The organism is Achromobacter sp. K91 (assembly GCF_003576205.1).
Taxonomy (GTDB): Bacteria; Pseudomonadota; Gammaproteobacteria; order Burkholderiales; family Burkholderiaceae_B; genus Achromobacter; species Achromobacter aegrifaciens.
This window is the reverse complement of sequence record NZ_QWFB01000060.1, coordinates 48,547-64,359: the sequence shown is the minus strand read 5'-3', so window position 1 is coordinate 64,359 and position 15,813 is coordinate 48,547. Positions and strand designations below refer to the sequence as shown.

General features: G+C 67.6%; 13 protein-coding genes. 8 read left to right on the top strand and 5 right to left on the bottom strand.

Annotation, left to right across the window (positions count from 1 at the left end; all coding sequences use genetic code 11):
- Window positions 1–17: 17 nt before the first annotated feature.
- Window positions 18–176, bottom strand: coding sequence for a periplasmic nitrate reductase, NapE protein (napE, locus tag DXK93_RS28020; RefSeq protein ID WP_013393095.1), 159 nt, complete (start codon window positions 174–176; stop codon window positions 18–20).
- Between the two features lie 127 nt (window positions 177–303).
- On the bottom strand, window positions 304–1,212 hold the full coding sequence (locus DXK93_RS28015) for a LysR family transcriptional regulator (protein WP_119451820.1): 909 nt from the start codon (window positions 1,210–1,212) through the stop codon (window positions 304–306).
- 450 nt (window positions 1,213–1,662) lie between these two features.
- Here DXK93_RS28015 and DXK93_RS28010 point away from each other — a divergent pair, with 450 nt between their 5' ends.
- Window positions 1,663–6,933 carry a YadA-like family protein gene (locus tag DXK93_RS28010; RefSeq protein ID WP_119451819.1) on the top strand — a complete coding sequence of 1,757 codons (5,271 nt, stop codon included), beginning with the start codon at window positions 1,663–1,665 and terminating at the stop codon, window positions 6,931–6,933.
- A gap of 71 nt (window positions 6,934–7,004) precedes the next feature.
- Entirely contained in the window at window positions 7,005–7,529 is a 525-nt protein-coding gene (locus DXK93_RS28005) for a preprotein translocase subunit SecD (protein ID WP_147400291.1), read from the top strand.
- Window positions 7,530–7,545: 16 nt separating this feature from the next.
- Here the strand turns inward: DXK93_RS28005 and DXK93_RS28000 are convergent, their stop codons facing one another.
- Window positions 7,546–8,400, bottom strand: coding sequence for a 3-keto-5-aminohexanoate cleavage protein (locus DXK93_RS28000; RefSeq protein ID WP_119451817.1), 855 nt, complete (start codon window positions 8,398–8,400; stop codon window positions 7,546–7,548).
- Complete coding sequence (locus tag DXK93_RS27995) at window positions 8,397–9,359, bottom strand: 3-hydroxyacyl-CoA dehydrogenase family protein (protein WP_119451816.1); 963 nt, start codon at window positions 9,357–9,359, stop codon at window positions 8,397–8,399. The genes DXK93_RS28000 and DXK93_RS27995 overlap by 4 nt, the downstream gene beginning before the upstream one ends.
- Before the next feature lie 122 nt (window positions 9,360–9,481).
- Here DXK93_RS27995 and DXK93_RS27990 point away from each other — a divergent pair, with 122 nt between their 5' ends.
- Window positions 9,482–10,423, top strand: a complete 942-nt coding sequence (locus tag DXK93_RS27990; protein WP_119451815.1) for a LysR family transcriptional regulator — start codon at window positions 9,482–9,484, stop codon at window positions 10,421–10,423.
- 87 nt (window positions 10,424–10,510) lie between these two features.
- Window positions 10,511–10,978 carry a MarR family winged helix-turn-helix transcriptional regulator gene (locus DXK93_RS27985; protein WP_370127811.1) on the top strand — a complete coding sequence of 156 codons (468 nt, stop codon included), beginning with the start codon at window positions 10,511–10,513 and terminating at the stop codon, window positions 10,976–10,978.
- Between the two features lie 21 nt (window positions 10,979–10,999).
- On the opposite strand, the gene DXK93_RS27980 is transcribed toward DXK93_RS27985, so the two are convergent.
- A complete protein-coding gene (locus tag DXK93_RS27980; RefSeq protein ID WP_119451814.1) occupies window positions 11,000–11,989 on the bottom strand; it encodes an XdhC family protein in 990 nt (329 codons plus the stop codon).
- A 61-nt stretch (window positions 11,990–12,050) separates the two neighbouring features.
- On the opposite strand from DXK93_RS27980, the gene DXK93_RS27975 reads away from it, so the two are divergent.
- The 4 genes from DXK93_RS27975 to DXK93_RS27960 all read left to right on the top strand — a co-directional run bounded on the left by DXK93_RS27975 (window position 12,051) and on the right by DXK93_RS27960 (window position 15,813).
- Window positions 12,051–12,677, top strand: a complete 627-nt coding sequence (locus tag DXK93_RS27975) for an NTP transferase domain-containing protein (protein ID WP_054459028.1) — start codon at window positions 12,051–12,053, stop codon at window positions 12,675–12,677.
- A gap of 248 nt (window positions 12,678–12,925) precedes the next feature.
- Window positions 12,926–13,888, top strand: a complete 963-nt coding sequence (locus tag DXK93_RS27970; protein WP_059378445.1) for an amidohydrolase family protein — start codon at window positions 12,926–12,928, stop codon at window positions 13,886–13,888.
- Between the two features lie 20 nt (window positions 13,889–13,908).
- On the top strand, window positions 13,909–14,733 hold the full coding sequence (locus DXK93_RS27965; protein WP_054459033.1) for an alpha/beta fold hydrolase: 825 nt from the start codon (window positions 13,909–13,911) through the stop codon (window positions 14,731–14,733).
- Between the two features lie 30 nt (window positions 14,734–14,763).
- Window positions 14,764–15,813 (top strand): 2,5-dihydroxypyridine 5,6-dioxygenase, encoded by a 1,050-nt coding sequence (locus tag DXK93_RS27960; RefSeq protein ID WP_054459034.1) that lies wholly within the window; start codon window positions 14,764–14,766, stop codon window positions 15,811–15,813.

The window sequence follows — 15,813 nt, the reverse complement described above, 5'->3', positions numbered from 1 at the left end:
GGTTCCGTCGCGTCGCATCAGCTACCGGGAGGGCCGGCAATCAGCTGATAGAACCAGACGAGGAAACCGTAGCCTGCCACGATGATGACCGACAGGACGGGGGCCATGACGGCCGTCAGGAACAGGAAACTTCGCAGTTCCTGAGGCTTGGTGTAGCCATCGGACTCGTTTTGCACACAGCACCTCACTACGACAGTTGGGGCATTGCGTTTAACGTGCGGATACCGAAGCTTTTAGCAGATGGCTTTGAAGGGCGTCAATGTTGCACCACGGCGTAACAATGTGCTGGGACCGATGGGCGGTTCAAGCAGCTGGCGGGAGCAGCGCTGGAATGTCCCGCTTCAACAGGTCCAGGACCGCCCGCACGCGCTGCGGCATCGGACGCAGGGGCGGAATCAGCGCATTGAGCGGAAGCGGCGGAACGCGATAGCCGTCCAGCAGTTCGACGAGGCGTCCTTGCGCCAGTGCCTTGGCGCACGCGGGATGCTGCAGGATGCCGATGCCGCCGCCGCAGAGGATCAGATCGTACATGGGACGCCAGTGGCTGACCGTCATGGCGGTCCTGATGCGCGTCTGGACCACCGGCCCGTTTTCGCGCGAGAGCGGCACTTGGTCGTTCGCGAAAATGGCCTTCAAACGAATGAACGGATGGAAGGCCAAGTCCGCCGGCGTTTCTATGGGGCCGTGAGCCGCAAGGTAACAAGGCGCCGCGACCAGCTTGCGGGCCACCCAGCCAAGCGGGAAAGCTATATAGCCTCCGTTTTCATTGAGGCGGCCCAGCCGCAGCGAAATGTCGAGGCCCTCGGTGACCGGGTCGGCGATGGTGTCGTTCAGCATGAGATCCACGTGCAGATCGGGGTGTGCCGTGCGCACGTTCATCAGGGCCTTGGGAACCACGATCTCGCCCAGGCACTGCGGCGCGGCGAGTCTCAGGCTTCCTTGTATCTTGGCGTTACTTAACGATACGGAATTTATTGTCAATTCCGCCGCGTCCAGCAGCTGCTTGCCCTGTTCGTAGAACGTCCGGCCTTCAGCCGTGCAGCTCAGCTTGCGCGAACTGCGCACCAAGAGGCGGGCGCTTAGGAAACGCTCCAGCTTGTCGATGCGTTCGCTCACGGATGGTTGGCTCATGTCGAGATCGCGCGCCGCGCCCGAGATGGTTCCGCGTTCCACCACGCGGAGAAAAATGCGTATCGCTGCCAACAAATCCACGGAACGCTCCTCATGAAACCAATGCCCCGATTCTGAGACGGATGAGCGGTCCATTTGTTTAGTGGGTGGAACGGCGGAAATGTTGGTTTCCGCTGTTACCTACCTGCGGCCAGCCGGCATAGGAAGGCTGCGCCGATACGTCCCATAGGCCCAAGTGCAATGTGCGATTGCAATTGCGCGCCGTAGTCTTGGCCTCAATGCATCACCCGATGCAGTCGCTGCGGGACTCCTCCGCCGGCAAGCGAGGCGTCCCGCGTTGGTCCTGGCGCATTTCCTTTTCCATCTCCATCAATAGATCGACCGCTTGCGTGGCGCAGTTGGCGAGAGCCGGGCCGCTTGCATAGCGGGTGGCGTTAGTCGCCGCAGCGTGTTCCGGGTGCCGTTTGAGTCACACGTAATGGCTGCGTAGACGAGAACTTCCCTAGAGTTTTTGAACTGGAGCATCCATTCATGAACAAGATACTCAGGAACGTTTGGATCGATGCGGACGAAGACGCGGCGGGAGGCCGGCAGTCCATTCGGAAGCGCCTGAAGCTGAACATGCGGCTGGATATCGCAGCGGGGCTTGCGATACTTGCCGGTCTGGCGGGTACGGGTCCGCAGGTTCATGCATCAACGTACAACCCGAATGGTTGCGCCTCTCCCAAGGCGACGGGACCCGACGGCGTAGCCTATCCTGCGGGCAAGACTCCGAGCGATGGATCCGGCCTGTGGTCCAACGTTATCGGATGCGATGCCGATGGCGGCGGCTACACCGGCGTGCAGGTCCTGGGCTTTCAAGCGACGGCGACGGGCAATGCCGCGACCGCCCTGGGGTTTGCGGCTACGGCGGCAATTCGGAGCACCGCTGTAGGCATGCAGGCCGGAGCCCTTGCCCTGGGTTCGACCGCTCTTGGTCAATGGGCGCGTGCCACGGCCGTCGGCAGCGTCGCGATCGGCGGCAATAATTCCTCCAATTCGGCGGCGGCGGGTGCGCAGGCATCGGGGCTCAACGCCGTTGCGGTCGCAGGAGAATCGCGTGCCATGGGGGCGGATTCCGTTGCGATAGGCACGCGTGCGCAGGCACGGCGCGATGGCGATGTGGCCCTGGGCATCGGCAGCGTGGCTGATGGCGCAACAGGAAACTTCTCCGCGGTGGCTATCGGTCGCGGCAGCTCGGCGATCGGTGAAAACTCGGTGGCGTTGGGCAATGCCAATCGGGCCTCGGGACCAGGCGCCGTCGCGCTGGGCAATAGCTCGGCGGCTGCGGGCGCCGCGGCGTTGGCCGTAGGCAACGATGCCAACGCGCTGGCGGCGCGGAGCATGGCGTTGGGGTTCGATTCGGTCGCAACCAACTCGGACGACGTCGCGCTGGGGGCGGGCTCCGCGACTGCTGCCGCCGTCGGCACGTCTGGCGCCGCGATCGCGGGGCGGTCCTATTCGTTCGCCGGGTCGGCGCCCGCCAGCACGGTCAGCGTGGGCAGCACGGGTGCGGAGCGCTCCATCACGAACGTTGCGGCGGGGCGGCTTGGCGCCCTTAGCACGGATGCCGTCAACGGTTCGCAGCTCAATGCGACGAATCAGGCGGTGAATGCCCTGGGCGACCGGGCGGTGACGTATGACGGCAACGAAGGTGATTCCAGGAGCCTGATCACGCTGGCGGGATCGGCATCCACGGACGGTGGCATGACGGGCGGCACCAGGCTCACCAACCTGGCGCGCGGGGCCGTGTCGGCCACCAGCACCGATGCGGTGAACGGTGCGCAACTGCACGAGACGAACCAGGAGGTGCAGCGCGTGGGCGACAGGGTGACGACCATGGGCGATACGGTGACCAGCATGGGCAACACCGTCACGACCCTGGGCGACACCGTGACGAATCTCGGCGATACGGTCACGACCATCGGCGGTACGGTCACGACCTTGGGCGATACGCTCACCAACCTCGGCGGCTCGCTGGCGAATCTCACCGGGGACACGAGCGCGACATACACCGACGCCAACGGCCTGGGCATCCGCTATGCGCGGACCAACGAGCGCGGGCTGACACCCAGCGATGCCTACGCGCAGAACCCCGGCAGTACGGCGCTGGGCTACAACGCGCGAGCCACGGCCGACAACGCGCTGGCGCTGGGCCGCGAGGCCCAGGCAAGCCACGCCGGTAGCGTGGCGCTGGGCGCGAACGCGGTCGCCAACGGCGCAACGCTGGGCGCGGCGGCGTACCGCTCAGGTACGGCGGCGGTGGCGGGCGCTGCGCCAGTCGGCGAAGTGAGCATAGGCTCGGCGGGCGCGGAACGCCGCCTCAGCCACTTGGCCGCGGGCGCGTCCGACACGGATGCGGTGAACGTAAGCCAGCTCAAGTCCGTGGCCGAGAACGTGGGCAGCCTGGGCGACCGGGCGGTGACCTATGACGGCAACGCGGGCGATCCCAAGAGCCTGATCACGCTGGCGGGATCGGCATCGACGGACGGCACCAGGCTGACCAACCTGGCGCGCGGGGCCGTGACGGCCACCAGCACCGATGCAGTGAACGGCGCGCAATTGCATGAGACGAACCAGGACGTGCAGCGCGTGGGCGACAGGGTGACGACCATGGGCGATACGGTGACCAGCATGGGCAACACCGTCACGACCCTGGGCGACACCGTGACGAATCTCGGCGATACGGTCACGACCATCGGCGGTACGGTCACGACCTTGGGCGATACGCTCACCAGCCTCGGCGGCTCGCTGGCGAATCTCACCGGGGACACGAGCGCAACGTACACGGACGCCAACGGCCTGGGCATCCGCTATGCGCGGACCAACGAGCGCGGGCTGACACCCAGCGATGCCTACGCGCAGAACCCCGGCAGTACGGCGCTGGGCTACAACGCGCGAGCCACGGCCGACAACGCGCTGGCGCTGGGCCGCGAGGCCCAGGCAAGCCATGCCGGCAGCGTGGCGCTGGGCGCGAACGCGGTCGCCAACGGCGCAACGTTGGGCGCGGCGGCGTACCGCTCAGGTACGGCGGCGGTGGCGGGCGTTGCCCCGGTGGGCGAAGTGAGCATAGGCTCGGCGGGCGCGGAACGCCGCCTCAGCCACTTGGCCGCGGGCGCGTCCGACACGGATGCGGTGAACGTAAGCCAGCTCAAGTCCGTGGCCGAGAACGTGGGCAGCCTGGGCGACCGGGCGGTGACCTATGACGGCAACGCGGGCGATCCCAAGAGCCTGATCACGCTGGCGGGATCGGCATCGACGGACGGCGGCATGACGGGCGGCACCAGGCTGACCAACCTGGCGCGCGGGGCCGTGACGGCCACCAGCACCGATGCGGTGAACGGTGCGCAACTGCACGAGACGAACCAGGACGTACAGCGCGTGGGCGACAGGCTGACGGGCATGGGCGATACCTTGACGGGCATGGGCGATACCCTGACGACCATGGGCGACACGTACACACACCTGACGGGGAACCCTAGCCTGATCAGCAAGGCCGACAATGGGCTGGGCTTGCGTTATGCGCGGACCAACGAGTTGGGGCTGGCGGAAGATGATGCCTACGCGCAGGGCGTGGGCAGCACGGCGCTGGGCTACAACGCGCGGACGTCGGCCGGCGACGCGCTGGCGTTGGGACGCGATGCCCAGGCGAGCCAGGAAGGGAGCGTGGCGCTGGGTTCAGGCTCCGTGTCCGCCCGGGCGCTGACGCCGACCTCGGGCAGCCTTGCGGTCGGCAGCGGTGGCGCCCTGGTGCCGTTCAACACGGCGGATCTCACCTTGCTGGGAGCGGTATCCGTGGGTCGCGATGGCGCGTACCGCCAGATTACCAACGTGGCGGACGGGACCGAGGAGCATGATGCGGTGACTTTGCGCCAACTGACCGGCGCGATCGGCTCCTTGACGACCACTGGGACCCAGTACTTCCATGTGAACTCGACGACTTCCGATTCGCTGGCGGTAGGGCTTGAGTCGATCGCGGTCGGCCCGCAGGCCGTGGTCAATGGGGACCGCGGCCTGGGGATCGGGGATCGGGCGGTAGTGGACCAGGGGGCGCCCGGCGGCATCGCCCTGGGACAGCAGGCGCGTACCACGTCAGCGGATAGCATTGCGGCGGGAACGCAGGCCCTGGCTGATGCCGTCCAGGGGGTGGCCCTGGGCGCGGGCAGCCAGGTTGTCGCGGGCGGTGGCGTAGCGCTGGGTGCGAGATCGGTCGCCAAGACGGTGGCCGGGGCAGCAGGATATGTGCCCCTGGGCGCCAATGGCGCGTCCGTGAACGCCACGCGCAGCACCTTGGCCGCGTTGTCTGTGGGTGACGCCGATGCCGGCATGTATCGGCAGATCAACGGGGTGGCTGCGGGTACTGTGGATTCCGACGCCGTGAACGTCAGCCAGTTGAAGGCGCTGGCCTCGAATGTGAGCGGGCTCGACGCGGGAGGGGTGAAATACGACCTCAATGCGGACGGCACCAGCAACTACGGCATGGTGACGTTTAATCCCGGCGGGGCGGCCACCGTGCTGAGGAACGTGGCGCGGGGCACGCTGTCGGCGGACAGCACGGATGCGGTCAATGGTTCGCAGTTGTTCGAGACCAACCAGTACGTGAAGGCTATAGGCGATACGGTTGACAACTTCACCAAGGGCGGCGCCGGAATCAAGTACTTCCATGCCAACGGCGGGGCGTCGGCGGCGCCGCCGGATTCACAGGCCAATGGTCCAGGCAGTATCGCGGTCGGACCGGGTGCGGCCGCCAATGGGGTGAACTCGGTGGTCTTGGGCAACGGCGCGGTCGCAGGGAAGGATGGCGACGTGGCGTTGGGCGGGGGCGCCGTGGCGGACCGGGGAGCGCAGAGCTATGCCGGCAAGTATTCGGAGGCGCAAAACAAGTCGGCCGGCACGGTGTCGGTGGGCTCGTCGGGCGCGGAACGCACGCTCAGCAATCTGGCCGACGGCCGCGAGGCCACGGACGCCGTGAATCTGCGGCAACTGGACGGCGCGCTCAAGCAGGCCAACGACTATACCGACAAACGCTTGCAGGACGTGGCAGGCAATGTGCTCCAGGTCGGCGACCAACTCACCGCGCTGGACGAACGCATGACCGGCATCGAAGGCGATGTGACGAACATCGGCAATGGCGCCGCGGGCATGTTCCAGACCAGCCAGGAAGTAAAGGCGGCCAAGCCGCCCAAGGCCAGCGGCGGCAACTCGGCGGCGGGCGGCGCGGGCGCCGTGGCCTCGGGTAAGAACAGCACCGCGATCGGCAATGGCGCGCAGGCGTCCGGCGCGGGAGCCACGGCGTTGGGCAACGGCAGCAAGGCGTCGGGCAGTAATGCCGTGGCGCTGGGCGCGGGGTCTGTCGCCGACCGCGACGACACGGTTTCGGTGGGCGCGGCCGGAGCCGAACGCCAGATCACGAACGTGGCCCGCGGCGCTGCGGGAACCGACGCGGTGAACGTGAGCCAGTTGCGAGAAGTAGAAAGCGGCCTGAGCAACCAGGTGGCGGGCTTGCGCAAGAACGTGCAAGGGCTGGACAACCGGTTGAGCGCCGGCGTGGCTTCCGCCATGGCGATGTCGGCGCTGCCGCAGGCCTATCTGCCCGGCAGGAGCATGTTCAGCATGGGCGGCGGTACGTGGCGCGGAGAAAGCGGCTTTGCCATGGGGCTGTCCACGGTGTCCGACAGCGGAAGATGGGTGGTGAAGGGCCTGGCCAGCAGCAGTTCGCGCGGCGACTACGGCGCTAGCGTGGGAGTGGGATATCAATGGTGAGTACATGTGGCACGAACGCAGGCTCGCGGCCCGCAGCTGCGGCCTCAATGATCCATGAGAGGTATACAGCCATGACACGTCGCATCATTCTTCCGGCTTTGATTGCATCGAGCGCATTGCTGGCGGCTTGCCAGCCCATGGTGGCTCAGAAGGGCGCGAATGCCGCGCCCCGCGCCGCCCAGCCTGCGCCGCAAGACACTGCGGCGCGGGCGCGGACGGCCATCCCGGCGGTCGAGTTCCGCCTGGCGCAGGACCAGCCGGGCGCCGATCTGCGCGAGCTGCGCATGTCCGACAAGACCTACTACTTCCTGCTGGCGCCCGCGCTTACCCGGGCGGACCTGAATACCGCCACGCCCATGAAGACTCGGGAGGGGCAGCCTTTTGTCAGCTTGCGATTCACGCCGCCAGGCGCGCGCAAGCTGGCGCAGATCGGCCGCCAGTACCCCGGGAAGTGGCTGGTGTTCACGATAGACGGCAGGCTGGTGGGCGTGCCGCGCATCGCAGGCCCCATGGAGGGGGGCATCCTGAACCTGACGATGAACTCGGAGGAGCAGGCAATCAGCGTTGCGCAAGCGATAGAAGGGGCGGCGCAGTAGCGCCGCCCAGGCGGAGTCAGCCGATCGCCCCGTAGATGCGGCGCGCGTCGGCGGCCGTGGCCAGCGGGCGGCCCAATGCCTGCGCGCCTTGCGCGGCCTGCAATACCAGCGCCGAGTTGCCCGGCGCGGTGCTGCCGTCGCGCAGCTTCAGGTTGTTCTCGAAACCCACGCGCATGTGGCCGCCGAACGCCGCGGCCGTGGTGACGCAGGCGTTTTCCTCGGGGCCGAAGGCGCATACCGCCCAGGGCAGGGACTGGTCGTACGCGGCCAGGAAGGGCAGCAGGTCATAGGCCGAAGAGGTCTGGCCCGCGCTGTAGCGGCCCAGCACGAACAGCACCGACCACGCTCCTGGCGGCACCAGGCCGCGCGCGCGCAGGGACAGCCAGCGGCGCACATCGCCCTCGTCGTACAGGATGATCTGGGTCATGATGCGGCGCTCGGCGATCCAGGCGAGGAAAGCCGCCAGCTCGCTTTCCGGGATCTCCGGCACGGCGATCTCGCGCAGCCCGATGGACACGGCCTCGGGCTGCAATTCGCGCACCAGGGCGATCTGCTCGGCCGCCTTGTAGACGCCGGCGGCTTCGCTGGTCACCTGCACCAGCAGTTCGTCGCCCAAGGCGCCGCGCACCGCGGCCAGGGCGTCACGGTAGGCCTGGGCGTCCAGCAGGTGGCTGCCGTCAGGCTTGCGCACGTGCATGTGCATCATGGCGGCGCCGGCGTCCAGGCAGGCGCGCGCTTCGTGCGCCAGAGCCTCGGCGGTAAGCGGCACGGCCGGATGGTCGGCGGCCTTTTTGTAGGCGCCATTGGGCGCCACGGTAATGATGACGGGCGAGTCGGCCAGCGCGGCGCGGGGCAGGGGGGTGTTGCTCACGGCTTGATCTCCGGCAGTTCGGGTGCAATCAGGTCCAGGCCGGCGCGTAACAGGCGGTCGTAGCGCGCGCGCTCGGCAGCAATGGTTTCGGGCGTCCAGGTGTAGAAACCTTCGCCCGTCTTCATGCCGTGGCGTCCGTCCTGGGCGCGTTCGGTCAGGCAGCGCGCCGGCTCGCTGGCGTTGCAGAAGGTGGGGTACATGGTGGCGCCGGCGGCGGCATGCACATCGATGCCGGCATGGTCGCGCTGCATCACCGGGCCGGCCGCCAGGAAGCGGAAGCCGAAGCCGAAACGCACTGCCGCGTCCACGTCTTCCGGCGAGGCGATGCCGCGGTCGATCAGGTCGAAGGCTTCGCGCGACAGCGCGTGCTGCAGGCGGTTGGCCAGAAAGCCAGGCAGGTCCTGGCGCACCTTCACCGGCACGCTGCCGCAGCGCCGCATGAATTCGATCAGCGTGTCGGCGCAGGCGTTGTCGCTGGCTTCGCCCAGCACCACTTCCACCAGCGGCACCAGATGCGCGGGCATGAAGAAGTGCAGGCCCAGCATGCGGCCGCGGGTAGCCAGGCCCTGGCTGATGGCGCTGATCGGGAAGCTGGAGCTGTTGCTGGCCAGGATGGCATCGGGCCGGGCGCGTTGCGCCAGGTCCGCAAACAGCGCCTGCTTGATGTCCAGGCGTTCGGGTATGCACTCGATGACCAGGTCCACGCCGGACCAGTCCACCTCGTCCAGGCTGGCGGCGGTGGACAGCAGGGCGGCGTTCGCTTCCCGGCCTATGGTCTTGAGGTTTTCCGCGACACGGGCGGGCACGCCCGCCGCGCGCTCGGCATTCGATTCGATCACCGTGGTCCGGCAGGCCGCGCGGGTCAATACCACGGCCACGTCGGCGCCCATGGTGCCGCCGCCCACCACCACCGCATGCGCCGCGCCCGGATTGGGCAGTGCTATCGCGTCCGTCTGCATGGTTTGCTCCTTCATCTGAAACTACGCTGCGGGCGAGTGTAGAGAACCTGTTTTGATTGATGAATCAGATTTTTTGGATAGAATGATCTTATATTTAGATCAATAGAGGGGCCGCGCCAGGCATGCAGATCAATCTTTCGATGCGCGATATCGATACCACGCTGGTGCTGGGCCGCACGCTCAACTTCCGCCAGGCCGCCGCGCAGTTGCACCTGTCGCAATCGGCTCTGTCCACGCAGATCCAGCGCATCGAGGAGGCGCTGGGCGTGCGCCTGTTCGACCGCACCACGCGCACCGTCCGCCTCACCGCCGCCGGCGAGGTCTTCATGCAGCAGGCTGCTGCGCTGCAAGTGGCCTTCCGCGACGCCATTGCCGCGGTCAGCGGCATCGTCAACGCGGAACAGGGGCAGGTGTCGGTGGCGGCCTTGCCCTCGATCGCGGCCCGCCTGCTGCCGCGGGTGCTCATGACCTATCGCCAGGCCCATCCGCTGGTCGCCCTGAAAGTACGCGATACCTTGTCCGGGCCGGCTTTCGATCTGGTGCGCGCGGGCGAAGTCGACTTCGCCCTGACCGCGGCGGACCCGCAGCATGCGGATCTGCACTACGTGCCGCTGATGTCCGACAGTTTCCTGCTGTTGATCCCCGAAGCCCATCCACTGGCGCGCGCCCGCGGTCCGCTGCGTTGGGCCGATACGGCGGATGCGGGGCACGTGTCCATGGTGCAGCCCAGCAGCGTGCGGCAGTACACGGAATGGGCTTTCCTGCAGAACCGGATACGCTTTACGCCGGCCTTCGAGGCCGAGCATCTGACCACCATCGTCGCCATGGTCGAATGCGGATTCGGCGTTGCCGCGCTGCCCGAAATCGCCGCCGCGGCGGTAGCGCAAAATGGCATCGTCCAGCGTCCGCTGATCGGACCGGTGGCCGAGCGTTCGATCGGGCTGGTCACGGCCCGCAACCGCAGCCTGTCGCCCGCCGCGGCGGCGTTGGTGCAGACCTTGAAGGAGTATCTGGCGCAGCAGGCGCGCCAGGCCGGGCCGGTGGTATTATCCTCAGCACACTAACTAAACTGGAGCTGCCTCAACGTGCCGGATGTACAGAAAAAGACGACGTCCCAGAAGCGCGTCGCAACTCATAAGACAGACACCAAGATCTTCGATCCGGCCAAGCAGGTGCTTTGGTCGCGTCCGGGATATCTGGTGCGGCGCCTGAACCAGATCCACTACGCCATGTTCTACGAGGAGTGCAAGACGCAGAACGTGACGCCGGTGCAGTATGGCGTGCTGACCGCGCTGTCGCTCAGTCCCTGGCTGGACCAGACCGCCATCGGCATGGAGCTGGGGCTGGATCGCACCACCACCGCAGACGTGGTCAAGCGCCTGCAGGAGCGCGGCCTGGTGGAACGGCGCATTAATCCCAACGACAAGCGCTCGCGCCAGGCCGTCATCACCCAGGAAGGCCTGCGCATCATGGGCATCCTGCAGGAAGGCATGGCGCGCGCCCAGCAGCGCCTGCTGGAGCCGCTGTCCACGCGCAATCAGGAAATCTTCATGAAGCTGCTTTCCACCCTGGTGGAAGCCAATAACCAGTACAGCCGCACCACGCTCAAACCCATGTAGGGCCGAGGCCGGCTGCCTGGCTCAGCCTTGCAGCGCGCTGGTCTGCGGCGCGCTGCGGGCGGCTTCGCCGTCGCCCAGCGTGTTGCGCACCCAGATCAGTTCGGCCGCGATCGCCACGGCGATCTCGGCCGGCGTCTTGCTGGCGATGCGCAGGCCCACCGGGCCGTGCAGGCGGGCGATCTGGCTGTCGTCCAGGTCGAACAGCCGCAGCCGCTCGCGGCGCTTCTGCTGGTTGGCGCGCGAACCCAGCGCGCCCACATAGAAGGCCCGCGATTTCAATGCTTCCAGCAAAGCCATGTCGTCGAGCTTGGGATCGTGGGTGACCGCCACGATGGCGGTCCGCTCGTCGGTGCCGATTTCCAGCACGGCGTCGTCGGGCATGCTGGTGAGCAAGGTAGCCTGGGACTGGTTCCAGTCGCCGTAGAACTCCTCGCGGGGGTCGCAGACCGTGACGTGGAAATCCAGCGTGGCGGCGATGTTGGCCAGCACCTGGGCGGTCTGGTTGGCGCCGATGATGAGCAGCCGCCAGCGCGGGCCGTACACGCTGCGGAAGATGCGGCCGTCGAAGTCCGGGCCGTCGGCCGGACCGGCGGGAGACACCGAGCTGCTGCCGTCCTGCAGGTCCACCGTGCGTTGGATCAGGCCATGGCCGCGTATGGCTTGCAGCACCAGGTCCAGCCATTGCGTGTCGCGCAGCGGTTCGCTGATCAGGCGCAACGTGCCGCCGCAAGGCAGGCCGAAGCGCGCGGCCTCGTCGCGGGTGACGCCGTAGGTCAGGCGCGCCGGGGCATCCTCGAGCGTGCCTTCGCGGGCGCGCAGCATCAGGTCGTCTTCGATGCAGCCGCCGGAAACCGACCCGACCATGCGGCCGTCCTCGCGCAGCGCCAGCATGGCCCCGGCCTGGCGCGGGGCCGATCCCCAGGTCTGCACCACGGTCACCAGGTGCACGCGGCTGCCCGCGGCTACCCAGTCCCGCGCATGTTGCAATACGTCCAGATCCAGAGCGTTCATCGGCTTCTCACAGTGAAAGGCCGCGGCGCTGCCACGGCTTATATTCACTATACTGATCATCATGGCGACTGTCTCTAGTGTCTATCCCTACCCGATCCCCGCGCGCGTCGGCATCCTGTTGGCTGCGGGGCGGGGCTCGCGCTACGCCGCGCGGCGGCCCGGCGCCGACAAGCTGCTGGCGCCGCTGCCGCAGGGCGCGCGGGTGGCGGCGGCCAGCGCGCGCACGCTGCGCGCGGCGGTGGAGATGGTCGTCGCCGTGGTGCGGCCCGGCAGCGCCGCGTTGGCCGGATTGCTGCGGGCCGAAGACTGCGTGGTGTTGGAGACCGACCGGGCAGAGGAGGGCATGGGCGCCAGTCTGGCCGCGGCGGCGCAGTATTTGCAGGGCCTGCCCGGCACGCCTGCCACGGTGCTGGTCGCGCTGGCCGACATGCCCTGGATCCAGCGCGCCAGCCTGGCGAGCGTGCTGGAGGCGCTGCGCGATGCGCCCATGGCCGCGCCCTCGTACCAGGGGCAGCGCGGCCACCCGGTGGGATTCCGCGGAGACCTGCTGGCGCAACTCGCCGCGCTGAGCGGGGACGAAGGCGCGCGGCGGCTGCTCAAAGGGCCAGGCCTGCAATTGGTCCCCGTCGATGATCCCGGGGTGTTGCGCGATGTCGACACGCCTGCCGACCTGGACGAAGACGGCTGAACGCCGCCTGCGGGCAAGGCCGCCGCGGCGGCCTTTTTTTGCGCTTCGGGATTTCCCTAATTTGTCAGTACGCTGACTATAAAGTCAGTATACTGACGTAAATTCGGAAGCCCTCGCAGGGCTTTTCCCAATGGGAAAGCGGCTGCGCGCGATTCCGGTTGTTCCGATGTAATAGTCAGTGTACTGATAAACAATGCTGACGCGCCGTGGCAGGACAGGGTCCGCGCCATCAAACTGGGAGTAGGGGAATGAGCAAAGTACGCAAGATCGCGTTTGAGGAGCACTACACCGCGGTCGGATTCAAGGACTATTCGAAGAGCTTCGCGCAGCACATCGATCCCGCCGTGCTGGCCGACCTGGCCGCGCGCCTGGTGGATTTCGACGAAGTCCGGCTGGGCGAAATGGACCGCGGCGGCATCGACTATGTCATCCTGTCGCAGACCGGGCCGGGCGTGCAGGCCGAAGCCGACGCCGCCGTCGCGCTGCGCCGCGCCAAGGAGAACAACGATTTCCTGGTCGAGCAGGTGGCCCGCCACCCGACGCGCTACGGCGCCTTCGCCACCGTGCCCATGCACGATCCTCTGGTCGCCGCCGCAGAACTGGAGCGCTGCGTCAAACAGCTGGGCTTCAAGGGCGCGCTGATTAACGGCCACACCAATGGCGTGTACTACGACGGCCGCGCCTATGACCCGTTCTGGGAAAAGGTGCAGGAGCTGGACGTGCCCGTCTACCTGCACCCGTCCGATCCCTACGTCATTCCGCAGGCCTACTCGGGCCACCCCGAGCTGGTGGGGGCATGCTGGGGCTGGGGCGTCGAAACCGCCACCCATGCGCTGCGTTTGCTGTTCGGCGGCGTGTTCGACCGGTTCCCCGCCGTCAAGCTGATCCTGGGCCACATGGGCGAAGGCCTGCCGTTCCTGCGCTGGCGCTTCGACAGCCGCTTCGCGGTCTATTCGCACGGCATCAAGCTGGCGCGCGCGCCTTCCGAATACCTGGGCAGCAACATCCTCATCACCACGTCCGGGGTCTGTTCGCCTCCCACGCTGATGGCCGCCATCGCCGAAATGGGCCGCGAGGCGGTGATGTTCTCGGTCGACTATCCCTACGAATCGACCGCGCTCGCCGTGGAATTCATCGAGCAGACGCCGATGGACGACGCGACCCGCGAACTGATCTGCAACGGCAACGCGCGACGCCTGTTCAAACTCTGAGTCCAGCCCGGGAGACCGACATGAGCAACTTCCTGTACGGCGGCAACGTCCATGCCAACGGCATCCGCCAGCATTACCTGCGCTACGGCGGCGAACGTGGGGCGGGGCGCGATCCGGTCATCATCGTGCCGGGCATCACCAGCCCGGCGGTCACCTGGGGCTTCGTCGGCGAGCGCTTCGGCGCGGCCTTCGACACCTATGTGCTGGACGTGCGGGGCCGCGGCCTGTCCGCAGCCGGCGCGACGCTGGACTACAGCCTGGACGCGCAAGCCGCCGACGTGCTGGCCTTCGCAGAGGCGCTGGGCCTGGCGCGCTACAGCGTGGTCGGCCATTCGATGGGCGGACGCATCGGCGTGCGCGCCGGGCGCGGCAAGCCGGCAGGACTGAGCCGCCTGGTCCTGGTGGACCCGCCGGTGTCCGGTCCCGGCCGCCGGCCGTATCCCGCCAAACTGCCCTGGTACGTCGATTCTATGGCGCAGGCGCGGCACGGCATGGACGCCGAGGCCATGCGCGCGTTCTGCCCGACCTGGACCGAGGAGCAGCGCCAGCTGCGCGCCGAATGGCTGCACACCTGCGACGAGCGCGCCATCATCCAGAGCTTCGAGGCCTTCCAGAGCGACGACATCCATGCCGACCTGCCGCGCCTGGACGTGCCGGTGCTGCTGATCACGGCGGAGCGGGGCGACGTGGTGCTGGACGCCGACGTGGCCGAGATCCAACGGCTGGCGCCCGGCACGCAACACCACCGCGTGCCCGCCGCCGGCCACATGATTCCGTGGGACAACGAGGAAGGCTTCTATGCCGCCTTCGGCGATTTCCTGGGCGCGCCGCTGGCGCGCGGCTGAAGCGCGCGACCGTCAAGCAAGGAGGGCATCATGCCTATAAGCGACTATGAAATGGTGAAGGCCTGGCAGCAGGTGCTGACCCTGTCCAAGCTGCAAGCGGGGCAGACCGTCACGGTGCTGACCAGCGCGGCCACCCATCCGCAAACCCTGGCGACGGCGCTGATCGCGACGCAAGCCATGGGCGCCATCGTGAACCGCCTGGACCTGCCGCCCGTCAATGGCGAGCGGGCGCTGAGCCGGGACTCGCTGGCCTACCTGGGCACCACGCCGCTGACCGGCAACAAGGCCGCCATTGCGGCCTTGAAGGAAAGCGACCTGGTACTGGACCTGATGACGCTGCTGTTCTCTCCGGAACAGCACGAGATCCTGGCGACCGGCACCAAGATCCTGCTGGCGGTGGAGCCGCCGGAAGTGCTGGCGCGGCTGGTGCCGACCGAGGCCGACCGTGCGCGGGTCAAGGCGGCCGCCGCGCGCATCGGCGCGGCGCGCGAGATGAGCGTGGTATCCGAGGCGGGTACGGACCTGCGCTGCCCGCTGGGCGAGTTCCCGGCCATCAGCGAATACGGCTTCGTCGACGAACCCGGGCGCTGGGACCATTGGCCCAGCGGCTTCGTGCTGACCTGGCCGAACGAAGGCGGCGCCAACGGCAAGATCGTGATCGACGTCGGCGACATCCTGCTGCCGCAGAAGCTCTACGTGCGCTCGGCCATCGAGCTGACGGTCGAGAACGGCTACGCCACGCGCATCGACGGCGGCGTGGACGCGGAACTGCTGCGCGAGTACGTGGCCTCGTTCAAGGACCCGGAAGCCTACGCGATTTCGCACATAGGCTGGGGCCTGCAACCGCGCGCGCACTGGACCACGCTGGGGCTGTACGACCGCGAGGCCACCATAGGCATGGACGCGCGCGCCTACGAGGGCAATTTCCTGTTCTCGCTGGGTCCCAACAACGAGGCCGGCGGCAACCGGACCACCACCTGCCACATCGACATCCCCCTGCGCGCCTGCACGGTGCGGCTGGACGGGGAGGACGTGGTGCGCCAGGGCAAGGTGCTGGACGGCGCCGGCCTCCAGGCTTAG